The organism is Nocardiopsis ganjiahuensis DSM 45031 (genome assembly GCF_000341085.1).
In the GTDB taxonomy this organism is placed as follows: domain Bacteria; phylum Actinomycetota; class Actinomycetes; order Streptosporangiales; family Streptosporangiaceae; genus Nocardiopsis; species Nocardiopsis ganjiahuensis.
In genome coordinates, this window is record NZ_ANBA01000015.1 from 103,119 (window position 1) to 122,618 (window position 19,500).

The 19,500-nt window shown below is 69.6% G+C and carries 19 protein-coding genes and 6 tRNA genes; 16 read left to right on the forward strand and 9 right to left on the reverse strand.

Annotated elements, in window-relative coordinates:
- The first annotated feature begins 172 nt into the window (after positions 1 to 172).
- Both D458_RS37675 and D458_RS33980 read left to right on the forward strand, forming a co-directional pair.
- Positions 173 to 364, forward strand: coding sequence for a hypothetical protein (locus D458_RS37675; RefSeq protein ID WP_017588893.1), 192 nt, complete (start codon positions 173 to 175; stop codon positions 362 to 364).
- Positions 365 to 407: 43 nt separating this feature from the next.
- On the forward strand, positions 408 to 1,367 hold the full coding sequence (locus D458_RS33980) for a serine/threonine-protein kinase (protein WP_394296595.1): 960 nt from the start codon (positions 408 to 410) through the stop codon (positions 1,365 to 1,367).
- A gap of 62 nt (positions 1,368 to 1,429) precedes the next feature.
- Here D458_RS33980 and D458_RS0121965 read toward each other — a convergent pair whose 3' ends face one another.
- The 4 genes from D458_RS0121965 to D458_RS0121980 are packed head-to-tail and all read right to left on the reverse strand — an operon-like array spanning position 1,430 to position 4,817.
- A complete protein-coding gene (locus tag D458_RS0121965; RefSeq protein ID WP_152521208.1) occupies positions 1,430 to 1,972 on the reverse strand; it encodes a MauE/DoxX family redox-associated membrane protein in 543 nt (180 codons plus the stop codon).
- Positions 1,969 to 2,436: a S26 family signal peptidase gene (locus tag D458_RS0121970; RefSeq protein ID WP_017588896.1), complete on the reverse strand. Its 468-nt coding sequence runs from the start codon at positions 2,434 to 2,436 to the stop codon at positions 1,969 to 1,971. The genes D458_RS0121965 and D458_RS0121970 overlap by 4 nt, the downstream gene beginning before the upstream one ends.
- Positions 2,430 to 4,268 (reverse strand): ABC transporter ATP-binding protein, encoded by a 1,839-nt coding sequence (locus D458_RS37995; protein WP_017588897.1) that lies wholly within the window; start codon positions 4,266 to 4,268, stop codon positions 2,430 to 2,432. Before D458_RS37995 ends, D458_RS0121970 begins: the two co-directional genes overlap by 7 nt.
- A 3-nt stretch (positions 4,269 to 4,271) precedes the next feature.
- Entirely contained in the window at positions 4,272 to 4,817 is a 546-nt protein-coding gene (locus D458_RS0121980) for a TlpA family protein disulfide reductase (RefSeq protein ID WP_017588898.1), read from the reverse strand.
- Between the two features lie 620 nt (positions 4,818 to 5,437).
- Here D458_RS0121980 and D458_RS0121990 point away from each other — a divergent pair.
- From D458_RS0121990 to D458_RS37055, 3 genes are all read left to right on the forward strand, one after another.
- The gene (locus D458_RS0121990) at positions 5,438 to 6,262 is read left to right on the forward strand and encodes an AfsR/SARP family transcriptional regulator (RefSeq protein WP_083936392.1); all 825 of its coding nucleotides are present in this window, start codon (positions 5,438 to 5,440) and stop codon (positions 6,260 to 6,262) included.
- Between the two features lie 543 nt (positions 6,263 to 6,805).
- The gene (locus tag D458_RS0121995) at positions 6,806 to 7,495 is read left to right on the forward strand and encodes a hypothetical protein (protein ID WP_017588901.1); all 690 of its coding nucleotides are present in this window, start codon (positions 6,806 to 6,808) and stop codon (positions 7,493 to 7,495) included.
- An 83-nt stretch (positions 7,496 to 7,578) separates the two neighbouring features.
- The gene (locus D458_RS37055) at positions 7,579 to 7,737 is read left to right on the forward strand and encodes a hypothetical protein (RefSeq protein ID WP_017588902.1); all 159 of its coding nucleotides are present in this window, start codon (positions 7,579 to 7,581) and stop codon (positions 7,735 to 7,737) included.
- Positions 7,738 to 7,830: 93 nt separating this feature from the next.
- Here the strand turns inward: D458_RS37055 and thrS are convergent, their stop codons facing one another.
- Positions 7,831 to 9,807, reverse strand: coding sequence for a threonine--tRNA ligase (gene thrS / locus D458_RS0122005; RefSeq protein WP_017588903.1), 1,977 nt, complete (start codon positions 9,805 to 9,807; stop codon positions 7,831 to 7,833).
- A gap of 350 nt (positions 9,808 to 10,157) precedes the next feature.
- Here thrS and D458_RS33985 point away from each other — a divergent pair, with 350 nt between their 5' ends.
- Positions 10,158 to 10,493, forward strand: coding sequence for a PGPGW domain-containing protein (locus tag D458_RS33985; RefSeq protein WP_017588904.1), 336 nt, complete (start codon positions 10,158 to 10,160; stop codon positions 10,491 to 10,493).
- Between the two features lie 138 nt (positions 10,494 to 10,631).
- Here the strand turns inward: D458_RS33985 and D458_RS0122015 are convergent.
- Positions 10,632 to 10,705, reverse strand: a tRNA-Val gene (locus D458_RS0122015).
- Positions 10,706 to 11,183: 478 nt separating this feature from the next.
- Between D458_RS0122015 and D458_RS0122020 the strand changes: the two genes are divergently transcribed.
- Entirely contained in the window at positions 11,184 to 11,606 is a 423-nt protein-coding gene (locus D458_RS0122020; RefSeq protein WP_017588905.1) for an SsgA family sporulation/cell division regulator, read from the forward strand.
- 188 nt (positions 11,607 to 11,794) lie between these two features.
- Here the strand turns inward: D458_RS0122020 and D458_RS0122025 are convergent, their stop codons facing one another.
- Positions 11,795 to 12,637: an aminotransferase class IV gene (locus tag D458_RS0122025; protein WP_026119568.1), complete on the reverse strand. Its 843-nt coding sequence runs from the start codon at positions 12,635 to 12,637 to the stop codon at positions 11,795 to 11,797.
- A 400-nt stretch (positions 12,638 to 13,037) separates the two neighbouring features.
- On the opposite strand from D458_RS0122025, the gene D458_RS0122030 reads away from it, so the two are divergent.
- The 6 genes from D458_RS0122030 (at position 13,038) to D458_RS0122055 (ending at position 14,207) form a co-directional block, all read left to right on the forward strand.
- On the forward strand, positions 13,038 to 13,469 hold the full coding sequence (locus D458_RS0122030; protein ID WP_017588907.1) for a roadblock/LC7 domain-containing protein: 432 nt from the start codon (positions 13,038 to 13,040) through the stop codon (positions 13,467 to 13,469).
- 159 nt (positions 13,470 to 13,628) lie between these two features.
- Positions 13,629 to 13,701 (forward strand) — tRNA-Gly (locus tag D458_RS0122035).
- 71 nt (positions 13,702 to 13,772) lie between these two features.
- A tRNA-Gly gene (locus tag D458_RS0122040) sits at positions 13,773 to 13,845 on the forward strand.
- A gap of 71 nt (positions 13,846 to 13,916) precedes the next feature.
- Positions 13,917 to 13,989, forward strand: a tRNA-Gly gene (locus D458_RS0122045).
- Positions 13,990 to 14,038: 49 nt separating this feature from the next.
- A tRNA-Cys gene (locus D458_RS0122050) sits at positions 14,039 to 14,113 on the forward strand.
- 20 nt (positions 14,114 to 14,133) lie between these two features.
- Positions 14,134 to 14,207 (forward strand) — tRNA-Val (locus tag D458_RS0122055).
- 242 nt (positions 14,208 to 14,449) lie between these two features.
- Here the strand turns inward: D458_RS0122055 and D458_RS0122065 are convergent.
- On the reverse strand, positions 14,450 to 15,367 hold the full coding sequence (locus D458_RS0122065) for an AraC family transcriptional regulator (protein ID WP_040702693.1): 918 nt from the start codon (positions 15,365 to 15,367) through the stop codon (positions 14,450 to 14,452).
- A gap of 204 nt (positions 15,368 to 15,571) precedes the next feature.
- On the opposite strand from D458_RS0122065, the gene D458_RS0122070 reads away from it, so the two are divergent.
- From D458_RS0122070 to D458_RS0122085, 3 genes are all read left to right on the forward strand, one after another.
- A complete protein-coding gene (locus D458_RS0122070; RefSeq protein ID WP_017588909.1) occupies positions 15,572 to 16,987 on the forward strand; it encodes an MFS transporter in 1,416 nt (471 codons plus the stop codon).
- Positions 16,988 to 17,016: 29 nt separating this feature from the next.
- Positions 17,017 to 18,141 carry a Gfo/Idh/MocA family protein gene (locus D458_RS0122075; RefSeq protein ID WP_017588910.1) on the forward strand — a complete coding sequence of 375 codons (1,125 nt, stop codon included), beginning with the start codon at positions 17,017 to 17,019 and terminating at the stop codon, positions 18,139 to 18,141.
- A gap of 193 nt (positions 18,142 to 18,334) precedes the next feature.
- Positions 18,335 to 18,718 carry an aldo/keto reductase gene (locus tag D458_RS0122085; protein ID WP_017588912.1) on the forward strand — a complete coding sequence of 128 codons (384 nt, stop codon included), beginning with the start codon at positions 18,335 to 18,337 and terminating at the stop codon, positions 18,716 to 18,718.
- 86 nt (positions 18,719 to 18,804) lie between these two features.
- Here D458_RS0122085 and D458_RS0122090 read toward each other — a convergent pair whose 3' ends face one another.
- Positions 18,805 to 19,374, reverse strand: coding sequence for a hypothetical protein (locus tag D458_RS0122090; protein WP_017588913.1), 570 nt, complete (start codon positions 19,372 to 19,374; stop codon positions 18,805 to 18,807).
- Positions 19,375 to 19,500 lie beyond the last annotated feature (126 nt).

The window sequence follows — 19,500 nt, forward strand, 5'->3', positions numbered from 1 at the left end:
CACCGCGCTGCCGAACTACTCGCATTGTTCAGCGAACAACCGGCTCACGGCGGGTTGTTCGCGCCTTGTTCGTGGCCGCTTCCGGACAACCGGCGCCCTCCGTATCCATGGGATCACCGCACAGACGGTGCGGTTCCGCCGAATCGGCGGAGATCCCCGGAGGTCCCACCCCATGGACACGCTCGCCCAGATCGTCACCGAACACGGACCCTCGGCCCCGCTCCTCCTGCGCGGACTCCGGATCACGCCCCGGGACGCCCGGGACTCCCGGAAGGCCGAGGAGGCCCGGGATCTGCTGCGTTCCCGGCCGGTCGAGGAGAGCCGACGGCGGGGGTGCGCGACGACTCCTTCACTGCAAGGATGACCTCACCCCAGCACCCCCTCTAGCCACACGAGGTCCCATCGCAGTGCCTCCCACCACCCCCTCTCCCCGTTCCACACCCGGCGGCGACCGGACCGGGGGCGCGACCGTCACGCCCCTGGGGGCGCACGACCCTGTCCGGCTGGGGCCGCACCGGTTACTCGGGCGGCTGGGATCCGGGGGGATGGGCACCGTCTACCTGGGCCGCTCCAGGTTCGGGCGGCTGGTCGCGGTCAAGGCCGTGCACCCGGAACTGGCCGACGAACCGGAGTTCCGGGCCCGCTTCGCACGTGAGGTGGGGGCGCTGCGGCGGGTCCGCAGCCCCTTCGTGCCGCGCTTCGTCGGAGCCGATCCCCGGGCACGGTCCCCTTGGCTGGCCACCGGTTTCGTGCCCGGTCCGACCCTGCGGGAGCGGGTCGAGAGCGCCGGTCCGCTGCTCGGCGGCACCCTGACCGGGTTGGCCGCGGGGGTGGCCTCGGCTCTGGCCGACATCCACGACGCCGGGGTCGTGCACCGCGACCTCAAGCCGAGCAACGTCATCCTCTCGCCGGAAGGCCCCCGGATCCTGGACTTCGGCATCGCCCGCACGGCCGACGCCACCGCACGGACCCCGAACGGCGGCGTCCGCACGTCGGGCAGCGCCTCCCGCACCGGGGCGGGCGAGGTGATGGGCACCCCCGGCTGGATCGCCCCCGAACGCCTCCACGGCGCCCCGGCGACCACCGCCTCGGACGTCTTCAGCTGGGGACAGCTGACCGCCTACGCCGCCACCGGCCGCAACCCCTTCGGCCGCGGGAACTCCGAGGCGGTCAACCAGCGGGTGCTGCGCGGTGAGGCCAACCTGGCAGGGCTCCCCGAGGAGCTGCTCACCCCGGTCCGCGCCGCGCTGACCGAACCGCCCGAGCACCGGCCCGGCCCGGCTCAGATCCTCCGTGTGCTGGGGAGGGGCCGGAGGATGTCGGACACCCGCGGGGTGGCCAGCCGGATCGTGCACGACGAGTGGTAGGAGCACGCCGCACCGCCCCGGCCCGGCCCGTGCAGGCCCTCGCGAGGGGTGTGCCCGAGGACTCAGGCGAACAGCTCCACGAGGTCGTCCATGACGACGACGAGGACACCTGCGACCAGCCCCGTCACCACGGTGAGAAGCACACCCGCCAGTTCGGCGGGCCCCGGAGCCCCCGCAGGCAGCGCGGCCAGTCCACCGGCCACGGCGACCACACCCAGTGCGGCGTTGCGTACCACGTGGCGCGAGGAGTACACCGCCCCGGAACGTCCGAAACAGTGGCAGCGCGCCGACGACCCGCGCCGCAGGGAAGCGAGGATCACCGCCGTGAACACGGCCAGCAGGGCGAACGATCCGCCGAAGGCGATCCACCCCGCCGGTCCGATCCCCAGGGCATAACCCGCGAAGGCCGCGACCACGGCGGCCTCCCCCGCGGCGGCCGCCCACGCCGCTGCGCTCAGCAGCCGGGTCGGCACCAGCCCCAGGGGTTCCAGGGAGGCTGCGAAGCCGCGGTGGTCACGGACCTTGCCGAACGCGGAGACGGCGAAGACCGTCGCGAGCAGGGCCGCAGCCCCCGGCACCAGGTAGTCCCACAGCATCGTTGTCATCCCTCCAGGCGGCGCAGCACGGTTCCGACGACCCGGCCGACCGGTACCAGACCGAACCTGCGCGAGTCGGTGCTGTGGTCGGAGTTGTCGCCCAGGACCGCCACGAACCCATCCGGTACGGTCCTGGGCCCGCTCCCCCGGCCACCGGGGACGCCCTCGGGCACCGGGTCACCGGCCACCGCGGCCACTCGCTTGACGAGGTAGTTGGGGCGGCGCCGGTCGCGTTCGTCACGGAGCACGGGGGTCTCCGGATCGCGCAGGACCACGAGTTGGCGGGGGACGATCACCGTGCGCCGGTTGGCCCGTTCGGCGAGCATCCGGTCCCCCTGGCGCAGCGCGGGCAGCATGCTCACACCGGAGACCTCCGTGACGAAGACCCTGCGCCGGACCCACAGGAGCACGGCCAGGACCGCGGTCACCGCCACGGCGGCCGACGATCCCAGTACGACGAGCGCGGTCAGCACGGTGCCCCCTCGTCCTGGCGGTACCCCTGCGCCTGGATGGAGAACAGCCGGGCGTACACCCCGTCCGCGGCCATCAGCTCCCCGTGCGTTCCCGACTCGGTGACCGTCCCCTCGTCGAGCACCACGATCCGGTCCGCGTCGCGCAGAGCACCGAGCCGGTGGGAGACCAGCAGGCTGGTGCGGCCCCGGCGCCGTTCCCTGAGCCGTGTGTGCAACTCGTGCTCCGCCTCCGCGTCCAGCCCGGCGCTGGGCTCGTCGAGGATGAGCAGGTCACGTTCCTCCCGGAGCAGGGCGCGGGCGATCGCGACCCGCTGCTGCTGGCCGCCGGAGAGGTCGACGCCCTGTGCGTTCTCCTCCCCCTGGAAGAAGATCCGGGTGATGAGCGTGTCGTAGCCGCTTGGGAGCGCGGCGATCGCATCGTGGACACCCGCGCGGTGAGCGGCGGTCTCGATGGCCGCGCGGTCCTCGAAACGGCTCAGGTCGCCCAGCCCGATGTTCTCGGCGGCGGTCATGTCATAGGTCATGAAGTCCTGGAACACCGCGCCGATCCGCTCGCGCAGGGCTTCGGGGGCCACCTGGCGGATATCGGTCCCGTCCCAGGTGATGGTGCCGTGATCGGGGTCGTAGAACCGGCACAGCAGCTTGGCCAGGGTGCTCTTGCCCGACCCGTTGAGCCCGACCAGGCCCAGCGCCGTCCCCGCGGGGATGTCCAGGTCGACCCCCTTCAGGACCCAGGGGTGGTCGGGGGTGTAGCGGAACCACACGTCGCGCAGCTCGATACGGCCGGTCAGCGGGGCGACCCGTGCCGTTCCGGTGGGCAGGTCCGGTTCGATCGCGACGATGGAGCGGTAGTGCGTGAACAGCAGCAGTCGCTGGTGGGCCTGGGCCAGGAGTGAGATCATCCCGGCCATCCCCTGCTGCACCGCGCCGACCGCGGCGATGTACAGGGCGACGTCGCCGACGGCCCCCCGGCCCTGGCCCGCCTGGAAGATCACCCACACGAGCCCCCCGCCGGAGATCAGTGCGGCCAGCAGCCCGGCGGCGACCTGGACGAGCATGTCGCGCCGGTCCATGAGTCGGGTCTCCGTGTTGGCCGTGCGGCGCTCGGCCAGCATGCGTCGGCGGAGCATGTCGCCGAGGCCGAAGAGGCGGATCTCCTTCGCCGCCTCCGCGCTCGACATCAGGTCGCGGTAGAAGAGCTCCCTGCGCTCGACCGGGCCGAGCTGCCAGACCATGGCCGCCCGTCGGCGCGACAGCTCCAGCTGTCCCCACAGCGGTGGCAGGGTTCCGAGCAGGACGACCACGGCCAGCAGCGGGTGGATCACCACGAGGGAGGTCACGAAGCCGAGGACCGTCACGAGTCCGCCCAGCAGACCGAGAACGGCCTGGAGGACCTGGGCCGGGGTCTGGCCGCCGCTGTCGGCCGCCAACCGCAGGCGGTCGAGGAAGGCCGGGTTCTCGAACCGGCCGAGCCCGGAGAGCCGGTTGACCGACGTGAACAGGTGGTCGTCCGCGTGCAGGCCGACCCTGCGGGCCAACTCGTCCTCCGCGTACGTCTGCACCGCGGTGGTCACGGCGGTCAGGAGTCCGAGGGTGGCCAGCAGGACGGCTACCACCAGCACTGTCGCCATCACGGCGTCGACGGCCAGGTCGTTGAGGACCGTGCGCATGAGCCAGGCGGTGGCGACCGGTACCGCACCCGCGGTGACGGCCAGGAGGGCCAGCCCGAGCGCCCACCAGCGGCCCGCCTGCCACACGAGCCGGACCGCGGGAAGCAGGCCGGCGACGACGTGGCGACCGCCGAGTCGGGGGGTGTTTTCCGTCGTGTCCATGGCTCAGCGGACCGCCGTACCGAGCTCGGCTCCACCGGTCTCGGGCACGAAGACGCTGGTCGCCGTCGCGACGCCGTTCACGAGCGTGACGAAGGCCGGGGTCCCCTGGATGTCGAGGAGCCGGGGGATCTCACCGCCCCAGGGCTCGACCACCACCGGCACCGCCGGCTCCAGGAGTTCGACCATCTCCGCCTCCGCCCCGCCCTCCTCGATCACCACGGCGAGCACACGCGCGTCCGGATGCCGTGCCGTGTGGTCGAGCAGGAGGGGGAGGCGTTCCCGGCACGGTGAGCAGTCCGGGGAGAGGACCGCCATCAGGAGGGGCTCCGCGGTCTCCTCGAACGACAGTTCCACGCCCCGGGTGGACCGGGCCCGGAACGCCCCGACCCTGGTGCCGACGGACACCGCGGGGGCGGAGACGTCGTCGCCGACCGCCTTCGGCCTGTTCGCCAGGAGCTCGGTGTGCTGCCGCAGCCTGCGGACCACCCCCACCGCCAACAGGAGGTTCAGCAGGCCGAGTGCTCCTGTCAGGACTATCGCGACGACCATGAAAAACACGACGTACCTCTCGTTCCACAACGAATTCGGTGGGGGCGGAGCACGTGCTCCGCCCCCACGTCCTCACCTCGGATCAGGTGCTCTGACTAGCAGGTGCCGCAGGACAGTTCGCGGATCTGAGTTCCGCTGCTGCAGTTCCGCGACTGGTACTGGACCTTGTTGGTCCAGAAGAGTCCGCACCTGTTGCAGTGCGAGTTTTTCCACCCGGTGCAGGAAGCGGCTTCGACCCGCACCTGCGGGACAACGGACTGGATCATTCGGTCGCTCAGCGACGTGATCAGACTGATCATGACGGGTCCCTTCTCGACGTGTGCCGTGTTCGGCGATCAGCAGACAACCACCGTCCGGTACACGGAGGGTTCACAGCTGATTCATCAGACCGAAAAACTTCCACCAGCCTCCCGAACAGCCAACACGCCATCGAAACTCGATACCAAGGCGGCCGGGACCGGCCAATCACGGTTCCATATCTCGCGCGCAGGTTAGGATACGCTCACCGGACGATGAATTTGATCATCGCCTTTCCATCGGATGTACGAGAAGAATAGAAACACCCATCGAAAGTCCTCATGATCAGCAGTCATCTGAAATAAGGGCGGACAGAGATATTCATGGACTTCAGAATGCTCGGACCACTCGAAGTCACGGACGACTCAGGGGAGCCTGTTCCCGTCAACCGCAAAAAACACCGCCAACTCCTGGCCACCCTCCTGGTACGGGCGAACAGCGTGGTGCCCTTCGGCCGGATGGTTGACAACATCTGGGGCGACGTCCCCCCGCGCTCGGCACGCGGGAACGTCAAGACGTACGTCTCCCAGCTGCGTCAGCGGATCGACCGGATCGAGACCGGAGGCGACGGCTACCGCATCCGGGTCGGGGAGCACGAACTGGACTCCTGTGTCTTCGACGCCTTGCTGCGACGGGGCCTGCGACAGTTCACGGAGGGGCACCTGACCGAGGCGGCACAGATCCTCGAGGAGGCACTCGACCTGTGGCGCGGTGACGTCCTCCAGGGCACGTCCCTGTACAACGACCTGGCGCTCGCCCACACGCACCTGGACGAGCAGCGCTTCACCTGTTTCAAACACCTGATGGACGTACGGCTGGCCCAGGGCCGGCACTCGGAGGTCCTCGCCCGCCTGCGCCCGGTGATGGGCTCCCACCTGCTGCACGAACAGCTGTGCGGACTGCAGATGATGGCCCTGTACCGCGACGGTCGCTGCGCCGAGGCACTCGTCTCCTACGAGGACATGCGCGCACGCCTGGCCGGGGAGCTGGGTGTGGATCCCAGCCCGGAACTGCAGCAACTGCACCTGCGGATCCTGGCCCACGACCCGAAGCTGTCCGGTCCCTCTGTCCGGCTCCCCGTGCCGCAGGAGAGCCCGGGCCTCCCGTCACGGATACCGCTGACCCATCTGTCAGGTCAGTACACCTAGGCCGCGGCGGACACACCCCCGGAGCCACCGACCCTGGAGCCACCGGCCCCGGGCAACGCAGGGACTCCCCCTGAGACCGGGGCACGGCGGTACGAACCCCGCCCCGAACCGCGAGCGATCCCGCATCCGAAGTTCCCGGGTGTCCGAGGATGGCCACTTCCGGACACCCCCGCCCTCCGCTCACCCGTGGGTACCGTTCGCACGGAACCGGCCCGGCGGCAACCAGCGAGGTGTCGGAGCGATCACCGAGCGTGAGCGTGGACGCCGGCATCCCCGCAGGCAGCGGCCCCGCACACCAGCTCCGCCACCACCCGAGGGACCCGCGGCCGGAGCGGGAACCGGGCACGGGTGTGGGGCGTACGCCTCCCCAGCGTCATCGGAGGAGGGCAACAAGGGGTGACAAGCACCACCGATCGGCACAGAATGGACCTGTACGGCCGGTGCGGGCCCCCTGATGACCGGGCTCGCGGAGATCCGATCCGCCTCGGTGGAGGCACAGCGGGTCCCTGGCCTCTCACATTTCCCCACCGGAGGAGACACCGGATGGAAGGCGCCCTGTCCCTGATCGCCCTGGTCGCCGTGGTGGTGTCGGCCGGAGCGATCACGGTCGCCGCGCACTTTCGCAAGGAACGGGTCAGCGAGCTGAAGGGGTGGGCCGGCGAACACGGCTGGCACTACACCGAGCACCATCCGCGCCCGCTGGAGGAGGCGGTCCTGCCTCTGGCCCTGCGCGGCAAGGACCCGCGTGTGCAGCACGTGCTCACCGGGCGGCGCGGGGCACACCTGGTCACCATGTTCGAGCTCACACACAGCTCCTCCACGGCCGCACGGCGCGGCACGGGTCGGGCCAGGCACACCCACCGCGTCGTGGCGGTGCACACACCGGGCGTCGGGGCGGACCTGGAGATCCGCCGGCGCGACCTGGCGCGTACCGTGTCCCTTGACGGCAGAGGCGGCCCGGAGGAGGTCGACCGGTCCTTCGCCGAGGCCTTCCACACCGTCGGCTCCGACGACCGCTTCACCCGCACCGTCCTGGACCACGACACGGTCTCCTGGCTGCTGTCGGACTGCCGGTCGCGTTCCCTCCCGGTGCGCTTCACCGGCGGCCACGTCATGACCTGGGCGGCCATGCGACTGGACCCCGACCGCGCCCTGACCGCGGCGGACTACCTGATCGAACTGGTGATCCGGGTCCCCGACCAGGCCTGGGAACGCAACACCACGGGCTCCTGAACAGCATCACCGCCCCCGAACGTGCGGCCCTTGCGGGAGAGGCCGATAAAATCCGGCTTGCCCCAACGCACAAGGAGTACCTCATGAGCGACCCCAACGCCACACACCGCATCTCGCGCGCGGACCTGTTCCGCGACGACGAGGAGGAGACCGCGCCGGACCCCAACGCCACCGCGAAGATCTCCCGCGAGGACCTCTTCAAGGACGAGAAGGACGGCAAGAGCCCGAGTGAGCGCGGCTGACCCGCCCCGTCCCGATACAGCGGAGCGCCCGCCCCCGGCAGGGGACGGGCGCTCCGCTGTCTCTCACGGGCCGCGGGCCCGGACAGCAGGTCCCTACGGGCGGCGCTCGCGGACGGCGGCGACGATCTCGGCCACCGCCTCGTCCACGGGAACACCGTTGTTCTGCGAACCGTCGCGGTAGCGGAAGGACACCGCGTTCTTGCTGATGTCCTCGTCACCGGCCAGCAGCATGAAGGGCACCTTCTGCTTCTGGGCGTTGCGGATCTTCTTCTGCATCCGGTCGTCGCTGGCGTCGACCTCGACGCGGATCCCCTCCGCGCGCAGCTTGGCGGCGACCTCCTGCAGGTACGGGACGTGCTCGTCGGCGATGGGGATGCCCACCGCCTGGACCGGGGCCAGCCAGGCCGGGAAGGCGCCGGCGTAGTGCTCCAGCAGCACGGCGAAGAACCGCTCGATGGAGCCGAACAGGGCGCGGTGGATCATCACCGGGCGCTGACGGGTGCCGTCGGCGGCGGTGTACTCCAGGTCGAAGCGCTCGGGCAGGTTGAAGTCCAGCTGGATGGTGGACATCTGCCAGGTACGGCCGATGGCGTCCTTGGCCTGCACGGAGATCTTCGGGCCGTAGAAGGCGGCGCCGCCCGGGTCCAGGACCAGCTCCAGGCCCTGCTTCTCGGCGGCCCGGCGCAGGGTGTCGGTGGCCTCGTCCCAGCTGGCGTCGTCACCGACGTACTTCTCCGGGTCCTTGGTGGACAGCTCCAGGTAGAAGTCCTCCAGGCCGTAGTCGCGCAGCAGCTCCAGCACGAAGGTGAGCAGCGAGTCCAGCTCGTCGGCCATCTGCTCGCGGGTGCAGTAGATGTGCGCGTCGTCCTGGGTGAAGCCGCGGGCGCGGGTCAGGCCGTGCACCACACCGGACTTCTCGTACCGGTACACGGTGCCGAACTCGAACATGCGCAGCGGCAGCTCACGGTAGGAGCGCCCGCGCGCGTCGAAGATCAGGTTGTGCATCGGGCAGTTCATCGGCTTCAGGTAGTAGTCCTGACCGCCGTCGAGCTGCATGGGGGGGTACATGCCGTCCGCGTACCAGTCCAGGTGCCCCGACTTCTCGAACAGGGCGCTCTTGGTGGCGTGCGGCGAGTAGACGAACTCGTAGCCGCTCTCCTCGTGGCGCTTGCGCGAGTAGTCCTCCATCACCCGGCGGATGACACCGCCCCTGGGGTGGAAGACGGCCAGGCCGGAGCCGATCTCGTCCGGGATGGAGAACAGGTCGAGCTCGGAGCCGAGCTTGCGGTGGTCCCGCTTCTCGGCCTCCTCCAGGAAGGCCAGGTACTCCTTGAGCGCGTCCTTGTTCTCCCAGGCGGTGCCGTAGACGCGCTGGAGCTGCGGGTTGGTCTCCTTGCCGCGCCAGTAGGCGGCGGCGGTGCGCATCAGCTTGAAGGCCGGGATCGCCTTGGTGGTGGGGATGTGCGGACCGCGGCACAGGTCCTTCCAGCACAGCTCGCCGGTGCGGGAGTGGATGTTGTCGTAGATGGTGAGCTCACCGGCGCCGACCTCGGCGGAGGCGCCCTCGGCGGCCTCCGCGGCACCGCCCTTGAGGCCGATCAGCTCCAGCTTGTAGGGCTCGGTGGCGAGCTCGGCGCGGGCGTCGTCGTCGGAGACGACCCGGCGGTCGAAGCGCTGCCCCTGCTTGATGATCTGCTGCATCTTCTTCTCGATGCTCTTGAGATCGGCGGGGGTGAAGGGCTCGGCGACGTCGAAGTCGTAGTAGAAACCGTTCTCGACGGGCGGGCCGATACCCAGCTTGGCCTCGGGGAAGAGCTCCTGGACGGCCTGGGCGAGGACGTGCGCGGTGGAGTGGCGCAGGATCGCCCGCCCCTCGTCGGAGTCGATCGCGATCGGTTCGACGGCGTCGCCGTCGGAGAGCTCCCAGGCCAGGTCGCGGGGCTCGCCGTTGACCAGGGCGGCGATCACGGTCCTGCCGTCCGCCTCCAGAGCCTGCCCCGCGGTAGTCGTGGCCGCCACCGCACGCGGGGTTCCGGCGAGGGTGATGTGCAGCTCAGACGCGGCGGACACGGTGACTCCTAGGGATTACGTCGATGTCGTGGATGCGAGCCGGCCGACGGCGGTGCGGAGGCCAGGCGTTTCGCTCCCACGATGCTATCGGCTTCGTGGTGTCCGGGGATTCTCCACAGGTCCGGGAGGAACCATTGATCACACCCGCGAGATCGGTGAGAATCAGCAGACATCCGATCACTCCCTTGGAGCCTGGTCCGAAAGCACTCGTCGCATTGACCGAATACTGTGAGCGCATGTCACCGAGTCCACCGAGCGGGCCTCCGGCCCCGGAGACATCCCCCAGTCGTCATGCCCGTCTACGACGGTGGAGGCGCCTGCGCGCACGGCTCCGCCTGTTCCGCAGACGCATGCACACGCACCCCGCCCTGCACCTTCCCTGGCGCGTTCTGGTCGGCACGGTGGGCACCGTCGTCATCCTGGCCGGAATCGCCATGCTCATCGTGCCCGGCCCCGGGATCACCTCGATTCTCCTCGGGCTGCTCGTGCTGAGCACCGAGTTCCGCTGGGCCCACCGTCTGCTGCGTCCCGCGCGCGTGTGGGCGCGCAGGGGTGAGAAATGGGCGATCCGCACCAAGAACGACCTGTTGGAGCGGTACCGCGGGCGCAGGTCCGCCAAGGCCGCGCGCCGTGACGGCACCGCTCCCCCCTCGCCTCCCTCTCCCCCGGACGCACCTGGCGAATAGGCGGGGACCTTTCCCGGCCCCGGACGCTTCCGAAACCCGCCTCCGGTCGCATACGCGCACGTTGCCCGGGCTTGGCCGGACCAAAACAAAAAAAGAGGGACCCAGTCCGTGCGATACGGAGTGGGTCCCTCTTGTCGGTGGGCGATACTGGACTCGAACCAGTGACCTCATCGGTGTGAACGATGCGCTCTAGCCAACTGAGCTAATCGCCCCCTGGGCTGCTGCCCTGTCCGGCCTCGTCGGCCTGACAAGAAAAACTCTAGCGCATGTTCGGGAGTGATCGACGCACCCGAACCCGCCCAGCGGGGCCGCGGGCATGTGATCGAGGTCACACATGGCGATCGGCGGGTTCCCACAGGATTCCTTTACCGACCGCGATCCCCGCAATGAGTAGGAGTTCCCGCTTCTGTGGACCCTCCCGACGCGACCGCGGATTGACCTCCGCGTGACACGGGCCACTCATCATGGGGAAATCTTTGGTTTCCCCTGGTCATTACAGTGACGAAGGATCGTGGTGCCGCCCTGCGGCGCGCTGGACCCGCTGGGCGGGCAGCGAGACCTCCGGTCCCACCGACCAAGAAAGTCTCCGTACTCACGTCATAGTCCGCGGACAGCCGCGTTGGAGCGAGTGAGACGGCAACCGGCCCGCGACCCAGGACTCTGGGCCGGACGAGAAAAGGTTTGGCGAACATGAACAGTAGCGACACCACTGCCACCGCCGAGCTGGGCCTGCGACTCGTGGTCCCGGAGCGCACTGCGGTTCCCCTCGTCGCGCAACTCGACTACAGCGCTGACGACCCCTACGCGATCCGCGTCGCGTTCCACACCGGCGAGGACACCCCCGTCGAGTGGATCTTCGCGCGCGAGCTCCTCACCGTGGGCATCGTGCGCCCCGTCGGCGAGGGCGACGTCCGCGTGTGGCCCTCCAAGGACGACGGCGGGGACCGCACGGTCAGCATCGCGCTCTCCTCGCCCTTCGGCCAGGCCGAGTTCGACACCCAGGTCTCCCCGCTGGCGGAGTTCCTCCACCGCACCTACGAGATCGTCCCCGCGGGCCAGGAGGGCCAGTTCGTGGACCTCGACGAGGAGATCCAGCAGCACCTGCACTCCTGAGGGCCCGCCTCCTGCTCCGCGCACCAGAACAGAAGGTCACCCGCCGGTGACCCGGAGACAGAAGGTCATCCGCCGGACGACCCGCGGACCGCGGTGATCCGGCAGAACCGGGGAGGGACGGCGCCTGGGCGCCGTCCCTCCCTCTCGTGCTCCCACCCGTCACTCCTGTGTCACGGGCGGGCCCTGCCTCACGGGTCGATGTCGGCCGCGGAGCGCTCCGCGAACACGGCCATCGCCTTCGCCGTGACCGGGCCCGGCTCGGCCGACACCCGCTGGTCGTCGATGTTGAGGATCGGCTGCACGTCACGGCCGGTGGAGGTCAGGAAGGCCTCGGTGATCTCGGGGAGCCGCTCCATGGGAACGTCCTCCTCCTCACCGCCGAACCACTCCAGGACCAGTTCCCGGGTGATGCCCGCCAGCGGACCGGCCGACAGCGGAGGGGTGACGAGCCTGCCGTCGAGCACCACGAAGACGTTGCTTCCGGTGCCCTCGCACAGGTTCCCGCCGATGTTGCGGAAGACCGCCTCGGTGGCACCGCGCTCACGCGCGTAGGCCAGGGCGCGCACGTTGTCCGCGTAGGAGGTGGTCTTGAGCCCGGCCAGCGCACCGAACTCGTTGCGGGGCCACGGCGCCAGGGCCACGTCCGTGGCCGGGGCGATGCCGGGGAAGGGACCCAGCGCCACGATCGCGGTCTGCTCCCCCTGGCCCCGGTCCGAACCGAGCGGCCCTGCCCCGTCCGTGACGGTGATGCGCACACGGGCGTCGGGCAGCTCCGGGTTGGCGGCCACGGCCTGGGCCACACCGTCCGCGATCAGTTCGAGGTCGGGTTCGTCCATGCCCAGCCCCTGCGCGGAGCGGGCCAGACGCTTCAGGTGACGGGTGAGCGCGAACGGCCTTCCGTTCTGCGCGCGCACCGTCTCGAAGACGCCGTCCCCGACCGTGATGCCGTGGTCGGCCACGGGGATACGCGCGTCCTTCTCCTCCAGCACGGCGCCGCGGCCGTAACCGGCGCCGGCGATCCACACCCTCATTCCAACCCCCAAGTTCTCAAGGGCCCTGGTCGGGCCGGTGACACCTCGAATCCTCCCACCTCAACCCCTCACCTCGCCTGGTGATCCCCCGGACCGGCCCCTACCCGCCGGGGTCGCACGTTGGCAAGTCCCCTGTCCGGCACCGGCCGCCGGTCCGGTCTCCCCACTCTTTTCAGGGAACCGTCACCACTGGTCAGAGTCGTTATCCACCAGGGGCGGCCCACCCGGAACCGATGGCTGCAGCCGGACAGATAAGTTACGAATGACTATCATCTGGGCAACGCTTATGCGGGGCCGGTGGCAACCCCTCGAGCCACTTCTCCAGCCGGTACACGTGAAGCGCCCCGAAGCGCGCGTGCCCCCTCCACGCACGCCCACACCAGACACAGCAAAGAGAGACATGACCCCATCGAGCACCGCCCGCGGCGAACTCAGCTGGCTGCTGGACGACCTCCTCACCCGCGCCTCGGGCACACAACACGCCATCGTCCTGTCCACCGACGGCCTCCTCATGGCGACCTCCAGCGGACTGGACCGCCCCGCCGCCGAACACCTCTCGGCCATCGCCTCCGGCCTGCACAGCCTGGCCGGCGGAGCCAGCAAGCAGTTCTCCGCGGGGAACATCCGGCAGAGCATCATCGAGATGGACCGCGCCTTCCTCTTCGTGGCCGCCGCCGGTGAGGGCGCGTGCATGGCCCTCATGTCGGACGCCGACAGCGACGTGGGCCTGATCGCCTACGAGATGAACAAGGTGATCGAGAGGGTCGGCCAGTACCTGTCCGCCCCGCCCCGACCCGACATGCCCTCCTCCCCCGCGCACGTGGAGAAGTAGCTCCTGCCGCCGCGGCGGGCCGGCCAGGCCTGCCACGGCAGAGCGCGGAACCCCCTGGGAGAAGCCGATTTCGCACTTCCCCCAACTTCCGCTAGAGTTCTTAACGCAGCGAGGGACGCGGCGCCGGGAAAACCGGAGCCGCACCGAAGCACTCGCCGCGCGGACGTGGCTCAGCTGGTAGAGCATCACCTTGCCAAGGTGAGGGTCGCGGGTTCGAATCCCGTCGTCCGCTCGAGCGATTCGCATAGTGCCGCTTCAGGTGGCACAATCGGATCGGATCGGGGAGAGCATCCCGGATCACACGCGGACGTGGCTCAGCTGGTAGAGCATCACCTTGCCAAGGTGAGGGTCGCGGGTTCGAATCCCGTCGTCCGCTCGAGCGATTCGCATAGTGCCGCTTCAGGTGGCACAATCGGATCGGATCGGGGAGAGCATCCCGGATCACACGCGGACGTGGCTCAGCTGGTAGAGCATCACCTTGCCAAGGTGAGGGTCGCGGGTTCGAATCCCGTCGTCCGCTCGGAGAAAGGCACGCGTGGGTGCCGCTCGGTTCCCCCGTGCTTCTGCAAGCCGGAGTGGCCGAGTGGTTGAGGCAAGGGACTGCAAATCCCTGCACACGGGTTCGATTCCCGTCTCCGGCTCCACGGGCACCACATTTCCATAAGGGCGATTAGCTCAGTTGGCTAGAGCACTACCTCGACACGGTAGGGGTCACAGGTTCGAGTCCTGTATCGCCCACAAGCAGAAGGCGGGTTCCTCCGGGAGCCCGCCTTCGCTGTTTCCACAACAGTGCCCTTCGAGGGTCGGCGCCATGCCGAACAGCCGCTCCCGCTCCTTGTTCGTGAGAGCGCCCACACACCGCATCCACCGGGTCTCGGGCACCGTGGGTACGCTCTTCTCCATCTCCTCGGCAACCATCTCGCAGATGCGCTTCACCCCCGGGAGCGTGGGCCCCAGCCCCGCAGCTGGAGACCGACAGCTCACCCAGCCTGCATCGCAGCCTGCTTAGCGTCCTCGCGGCGGTAGCGGCCTGGAGCGGTGCCGTGGATCCGCTTGAAGGCCTTCGCGAACGCGTACTCCGAGCTGTAGCCGACGTACCTGGCGACAGCCGACAACGGTTCTTCGCCGCCGCGCAGTCGCCGTGCGGCCGTGACCATCCGCCACCGCGTGAGATACGCCAGTGGCGACTCGCCCACGTCGGCAGTGAACCGGCGAGCGAACGTCGCCCGGGACATGCCCGCGTGGGCGGCCAACTCCTCGACCGTCCACTGTCGGCCCGGGTGCTCGTGCATCTCGCCGAGCGTCGCGGCCAGGCCGGGATCGCGCAGTGCCGAAGCCCAGCCCGCGCCGCCCCTGTCCTGTTCCGACAGCCACGCCCGCAGGATGTACACCAGCAGGGCGTCCAGGAGCGCGGGCGCCACCGCGTCACCGCCCGGTCGGCCTTCGTCCAGCTCGGCGGTCAGCAGGTCCACGATCGCACGGAGCTGCGGATGGCGGCCCAGCTGTGCGGGCACGTGCACGACCTCGGGAAGGCTGTCGAGCAGCGGGTGCGACCAGTCACGCTCGAACTCGTACACCCCGCACAGCAGCGCCGTCCGCATCCCGGGGCCCTCCACGATCTGCGGCTCCCCGGGGCCCGCGACCTCGGTCAGCGGCGTCTCGGGGCTGTCGGCCAGGCCGTGTCCCATATCCCCGTACAGGAACACCACGTCGCCGACCGAGAGCGGCGTCGGATCCCCCTGGCGCGGAAGGAGCCAACACGACCCCTGCAGCACCATGTGGAATCCGGCCCCGGCCAACTTCGGATACGAGCGCCCCCAGGGCGCGTGCCGCACGGTCGTCCCGAACCCGGGCCGGCCCACGCGGGTCGCGGCGATCATGTCACTCAACACGTCCATGTGCATATCCTAACCTCCGGATCGGTGAGTGTTTCGGACATCCATCTGCGCCTCACGATCATTGTTGCGCTCATTTCAGCTCCGTAATGTCAGTTGGGAGCGGGCCGACCGGCCCGCACTGCGAATGCGACGGAAGGCATGACGATGGGACAGCGAGCGGCAACGACTCGACAGGCGGCACCGGCAACCGGGCGCGGATGGGCGATGGGCGTGCTGCTCGCCATGCAGCTCATGGTCATCCTCGACGGCACCATCGTCACGGTGGCGCTCCCGACCATCCAGGACGACCTCGGCTTCACCGACTCGGGCCTGGCCTGGGTCGTCAATGCCTACCTCATCGCCTTCGCCGGGCTCCTGCTCCTGTCCGGGCGCCTGGGCGACCTCCTCGGCGGCAAGAGGGTGTTCATCGCCGGGCTGGCGACCTTCACCCTCGCCTCCGTCCTCGCCGGACTCGCGGTCAACCCCGCCATGCTCATTGCCGGTCGCTTCGGCCAAGGCGTCGGTGGAGCCATGGCCTCCGCAGTCATCCTCGGCATGATCGTCGCGCTCTACCCCCGACCCGGTGAACAGGCCAAGGCCATGGGCATCTACAGCTTCGTCTCCGCAGGCGGCGGCGCGATCGGCCTCATCGCAGGCGGTGTCATCACCCAGACCCTCGGCTGGGAAAGCGCGTTCCTCGTCAACGTCCCCATCGGCATCGCCACCCTCGTCCTCGCGCTCCGCTTCATCACCGGGCAGCCCGGCATCGGCTTCGACAAGGGCGCCGACCTCCTCGGGGCGGCCCTCGTCACTATCGGCCTCTCACTCGGCGTCTACACCATCGCCCAGATCGCCGAACCCGAATCCACCACCGGACGCTCGCTCGGACTCGGCGCAATCGCCGTGGCCCTCCTCATCGGATTCCTCTGGCGCCAGACCAGAGCCGCCACCCCGCTGCTGCCCCTGCGCATCTTCCGCGACCGCCGGCTCTCCACCGCCAACCTTGTGGTCGTCACCATCTTCGTCGCCGGTTTCGGCTTCCAGTTCCTCGGGGCCCTCTACCTCCAGCGGGTGCTCGGTCTCGACTCATTGCACACCGGCCTGGCGTTCCTCCCCGCCCCGGTGACACTCGGCATCACCTCTCTGTTCCTGTCATCCAGGCTCACCGGCCGATTCGGCATCCGCAAGGTCCTGATGTCCGGAATGACGGCACTGGCCGCCGGACTCCTGCTCCTGAGCCGCGTTCCGGAGCAGGGGAACTACTTCGCCGACGTCATGCCTGCCCTCTTCATCATGGGCGTGGGCATGGGCCTGGCGCTCCCGGCGGCGATCATGGCCGCGATGTCCGGCGCCGCTCCCGAAGACCAGGGCCTGGCATCGGGGCTCAACAACACCGCACAGCAGGCGGGTGGCGCAATCGGTCTCGCCGTTCTCGCTACTGCCGCAGCCGCTGTCACTGCGGACCGGATCGAGTCCGGCACCGCTGCCATGACCGCCCTGCGCGACGGATACAGCCTGGCGTTCCTCATCGCGGCCGGAGTCGTGGCAGCTGGAACGGTCCTCACCGCCTTCGCCCTGCGCACCCCCGCCACACCTGAGACCGCCGCCGAAGAATCCGAACCCGCGACCGCGGCCCTCTGACCCCTGCCACCGGACAAGGAAACAAGGCAATGAACGAGAAGATCGCGATCGGCGTCATCGGAGCGCACGCCCAGCGAGGTTGGGCGAGGGCGGTGCACCTTGCGGCCCTGCGGGATTCACATGATTTCGACATCGTGGCCGTGGCGTCCACCGATGCGACACAAGCCGCCGAAGCGGCGGAGGCGTGGGGCGCCGAGCGTTCCTACGGGGACGCACACGCGCTGCTGGCCGACCCTGCGGTGGAGGCGGTGCTCATCGCCGTCCAGTTGCCGAAGCGCGACGACCTGGTCGCAGCGGCGATCGCCGCCGGCAAGCACGTGTACGTCGAATGGCCGCTGGCGCTGGACGCCGCGACCGCCGAGCGCTACCGCGACCTGGCCGCCGCAAAGGGCGTCCAGCACGCGGTCGGCCTGCAGACCCGCCACCACCCGGCGATCCGGTACCTGCACGAGCTCATCGCCCAAGGCGCTGTCGGCGACGTGCTCTCGGCCTCGCTCCACTATTCGATCGGCGCGGCCGAGGAATGGTCCGAGCGGTACGCCGACCTGTTCGACGCGACCAAGGGCGTCAACCACCTCGCGGTGGTCGGCGGGCACGCGATGGACCAGTTCGCGCACGCGCTCGGCCGTCTCACAGCGCTGTCGGGCCGGCTCGCGACCCGCATCCCCGAAGTGACGATCACGGAGACCGGTGAGCGGTTGAAGGTCACGTCGCCCGACCAGATCCTGGTCCACGGCGTCCTGGAATCGGGCGCGCCTGCTTCGGTCCACATCATGACCGGCGGTCCCGCCGGCGCCGGGTACCGCATCGAGGTGCAGGGCCGCACCGGCCGTCTGGTCCTGGAATCGGCGGACGACTCGCTGGTCGCTCCCCGCTACCAACTGCGGAAGACGACCACGGGCGACACCGCGGTGCTCCCGGTACCGGAGCGCTTCTGGACCAAGGGCTCCGACAACCCTTCGCCCGCCGCGAATGCGGGGGAGGTCTACCGGGGATTCGCCGCCGCGATCCGGACCGGCGCGGCGCACGAACCGAACTTCGACACCGCCATCGCCGTGCACCGCACGCAGGACGCCATCCGCCGCTCGAACGAAAGCGGCGCGAGCGAACTCGTCCAGCCAGGAGAACCAGAGGAAGACAACGGTTCACTCTGATCTGCGCGGCAGGGGTCAGCGGTAGGGGTCACAGGTTCGAGTCCTGTATCGCCCACTTCATTACGGAACGACCCTGCTGGGGACCTTGAGCCTCCTCGGTGCGCGGGCCCCGGCCCAGGATCATCCGGGACAGCTGCTGGATGATGTTGGGCCAGGCCGCCACCCCGATGAGCGTGAGGCGCAGCAGGTCCGGATGGTCGCGGTGGAACTCGTGGACGCGCCGGACGCAGTCGGCCGGGTCGGTCTCCGCCTGGCGCGTTTCGCCGAGGGGCGGGCCGAGGCCAACGCGCGCCTCCTGACCCCCCTCACGGAGGCCGCAGAGGCGCACGGTGCCACACCCGGCCAGGTCGCGCTCGCTTGGGTGCGCCAGCGAGCCGACGTCTGGGGGCTGCCGGTCGTGCCGATTCCCGGTACCAAGAAGGTTCACCGCCTGGAGGAGAACGCGGCGTCCGTCGACGTGTGTCCGACCGGTCCCGAACTCGACGCCCTGGACGCGATCGCCGCCGCTGTGGAGGGTGACCGCTACCCGGACATGACCCTTACCTCCGCGGGGCCTCGCGCCCAGGCACTGATGTAGGCGCTCATCAGTGTCGGCACCGGTCGGCGACAGCCGAAGGGCGTCAGGGTTCACGGAGCGCGCTCCGGCCCCTGACGCCCTTCCGCTCAGCGGCTGATGGTCCAGTCGCCGTCGGCCTGGACGTGGATGAACTCGATCTCTCCGGCGTCGCCGAAGATCGCCCCCTCCTCCAGGACGAACTCGCTCTCGACCGCGCCGATGTCGTTGGCGATACTGCCCATGCGCACCCCCTCCGCGTCGTAGGGGACCACGATGAAGTTGGCCGTACCCGTGTGGGTGAGTTCCAGGGAAGCGTTGACCTGGGGCGTCCATTCGAGCTGGTAGAGCGCGTCCCCGGACCCGCTGAGCCAGTAGGTCTCGTCGTCCCAGACCACGGCGTCGGCGGGGTCCACGGGCATGGCGGAGCCGGCGTCGGCGTCGGCGGCCTCCTCCGCTTCGCCTTCCTCCTCCGCGGGCTGTTCGTCGGCCTCTGCCGCCTCGGTCTCCTCGGCTTCGGCGTCGGTCGGGGCCGACTCCTCCTCACCCACCGGCCTCAGGTCACCGACGGAGAAGGAACAGGAGGTCACGGCTGTCGCGAAGATGACGGCGGCGAGTCCGGCGGCCGCCCGGACGAGCACGTTGCCGGTCAGGGGCCGGGGGACGAGGACACGGTTCATGAGTGGTCTCCGAGAGTGAAGCGAGGAGGACGAGGAGAACGTCCGGTTCCCGGACCCGGAGGCCGTGAGGCCGAAGGGCCAGGAGGAGCCGGACCACTCTTGTGACGGGGGAGCGCGCGGTTTGGT

Excerpts from the sequence above, each read along its gene's own strand:
- D458_RS37675 (WP_017588893.1), top strand. The coding sequence starts at position 173 with ATGGACACGCTCGCCCAGATCGTCACCGAACACGGACCCTCGGCCCCG.
- D458_RS0121965 (WP_152521208.1), bottom strand. The coding sequence starts at position 1,972 with ATGACAACGATGCTGTGGGACTACCTGGTGCCGGGGGCTGCGGCCCTG.
- D458_RS37995 (WP_017588897.1), bottom strand. The coding sequence starts at position 4,268 with ATGGACACGACGGAAAACACCCCCCGACTCGGCGGTCGCCACGTCGTC.
- D458_RS0121980 (WP_017588898.1), bottom strand. The coding sequence starts at position 4,817 with ATGGTCGTCGCGATAGTCCTGACAGGAGCACTCGGCCTGCTGAACCTC.
- D458_RS0121990 (WP_083936392.1), top strand. The coding sequence starts at position 5,438 with ATGGACTTCAGAATGCTCGGACCACTCGAAGTCACGGACGACTCAGGG.
- D458_RS0121995 (WP_017588901.1), top strand. The coding sequence starts at position 6,806 with ATGGAAGGCGCCCTGTCCCTGATCGCCCTGGTCGCCGTGGTGGTGTCG.
- D458_RS37055 (WP_017588902.1), top strand. The coding sequence starts at position 7,579 with ATGAGCGACCCCAACGCCACACACCGCATCTCGCGCGCGGACCTGTTC.
- D458_RS33985 (WP_017588904.1), top strand. The coding sequence starts at position 10,158 with ATGCACACGCACCCCGCCCTGCACCTTCCCTGGCGCGTTCTGGTCGGC.
- D458_RS0122020 (WP_017588905.1), top strand. The coding sequence starts at position 11,184 with ATGAACAGTAGCGACACCACTGCCACCGCCGAGCTGGGCCTGCGACTC.
- D458_RS0122025 (WP_026119568.1), bottom strand. The coding sequence starts at position 12,637 with ATGAGGGTGTGGATCGCCGGCGCCGGTTACGGCCGCGGCGCCGTGCTG.
- D458_RS0122030 (WP_017588907.1), top strand. The coding sequence starts at position 13,038 with ATGACCCCATCGAGCACCGCCCGCGGCGAACTCAGCTGGCTGCTGGAC.
- D458_RS0122065 (WP_040702693.1), bottom strand. The coding sequence starts at position 15,367 with ATGGACGTGTTGAGTGACATGATCGCCGCGACCCGCGTGGGCCGGCCC.
- D458_RS0122070 (WP_017588909.1), top strand. The coding sequence starts at position 15,572 with ATGGGCGTGCTGCTCGCCATGCAGCTCATGGTCATCCTCGACGGCACC.
- D458_RS0122075 (WP_017588910.1), top strand. The coding sequence starts at position 17,017 with ATGAACGAGAAGATCGCGATCGGCGTCATCGGAGCGCACGCCCAGCGA.
- D458_RS0122085 (WP_017588912.1), top strand. The coding sequence starts at position 18,335 with ATGGTCGCGGTGGAACTCGTGGACGCGCCGGACGCAGTCGGCCGGGTC.
- D458_RS0122090 (WP_017588913.1), bottom strand. The coding sequence starts at position 19,374 with ATGAACCGTGTCCTCGTCCCCCGGCCCCTGACCGGCAACGTGCTCGTC.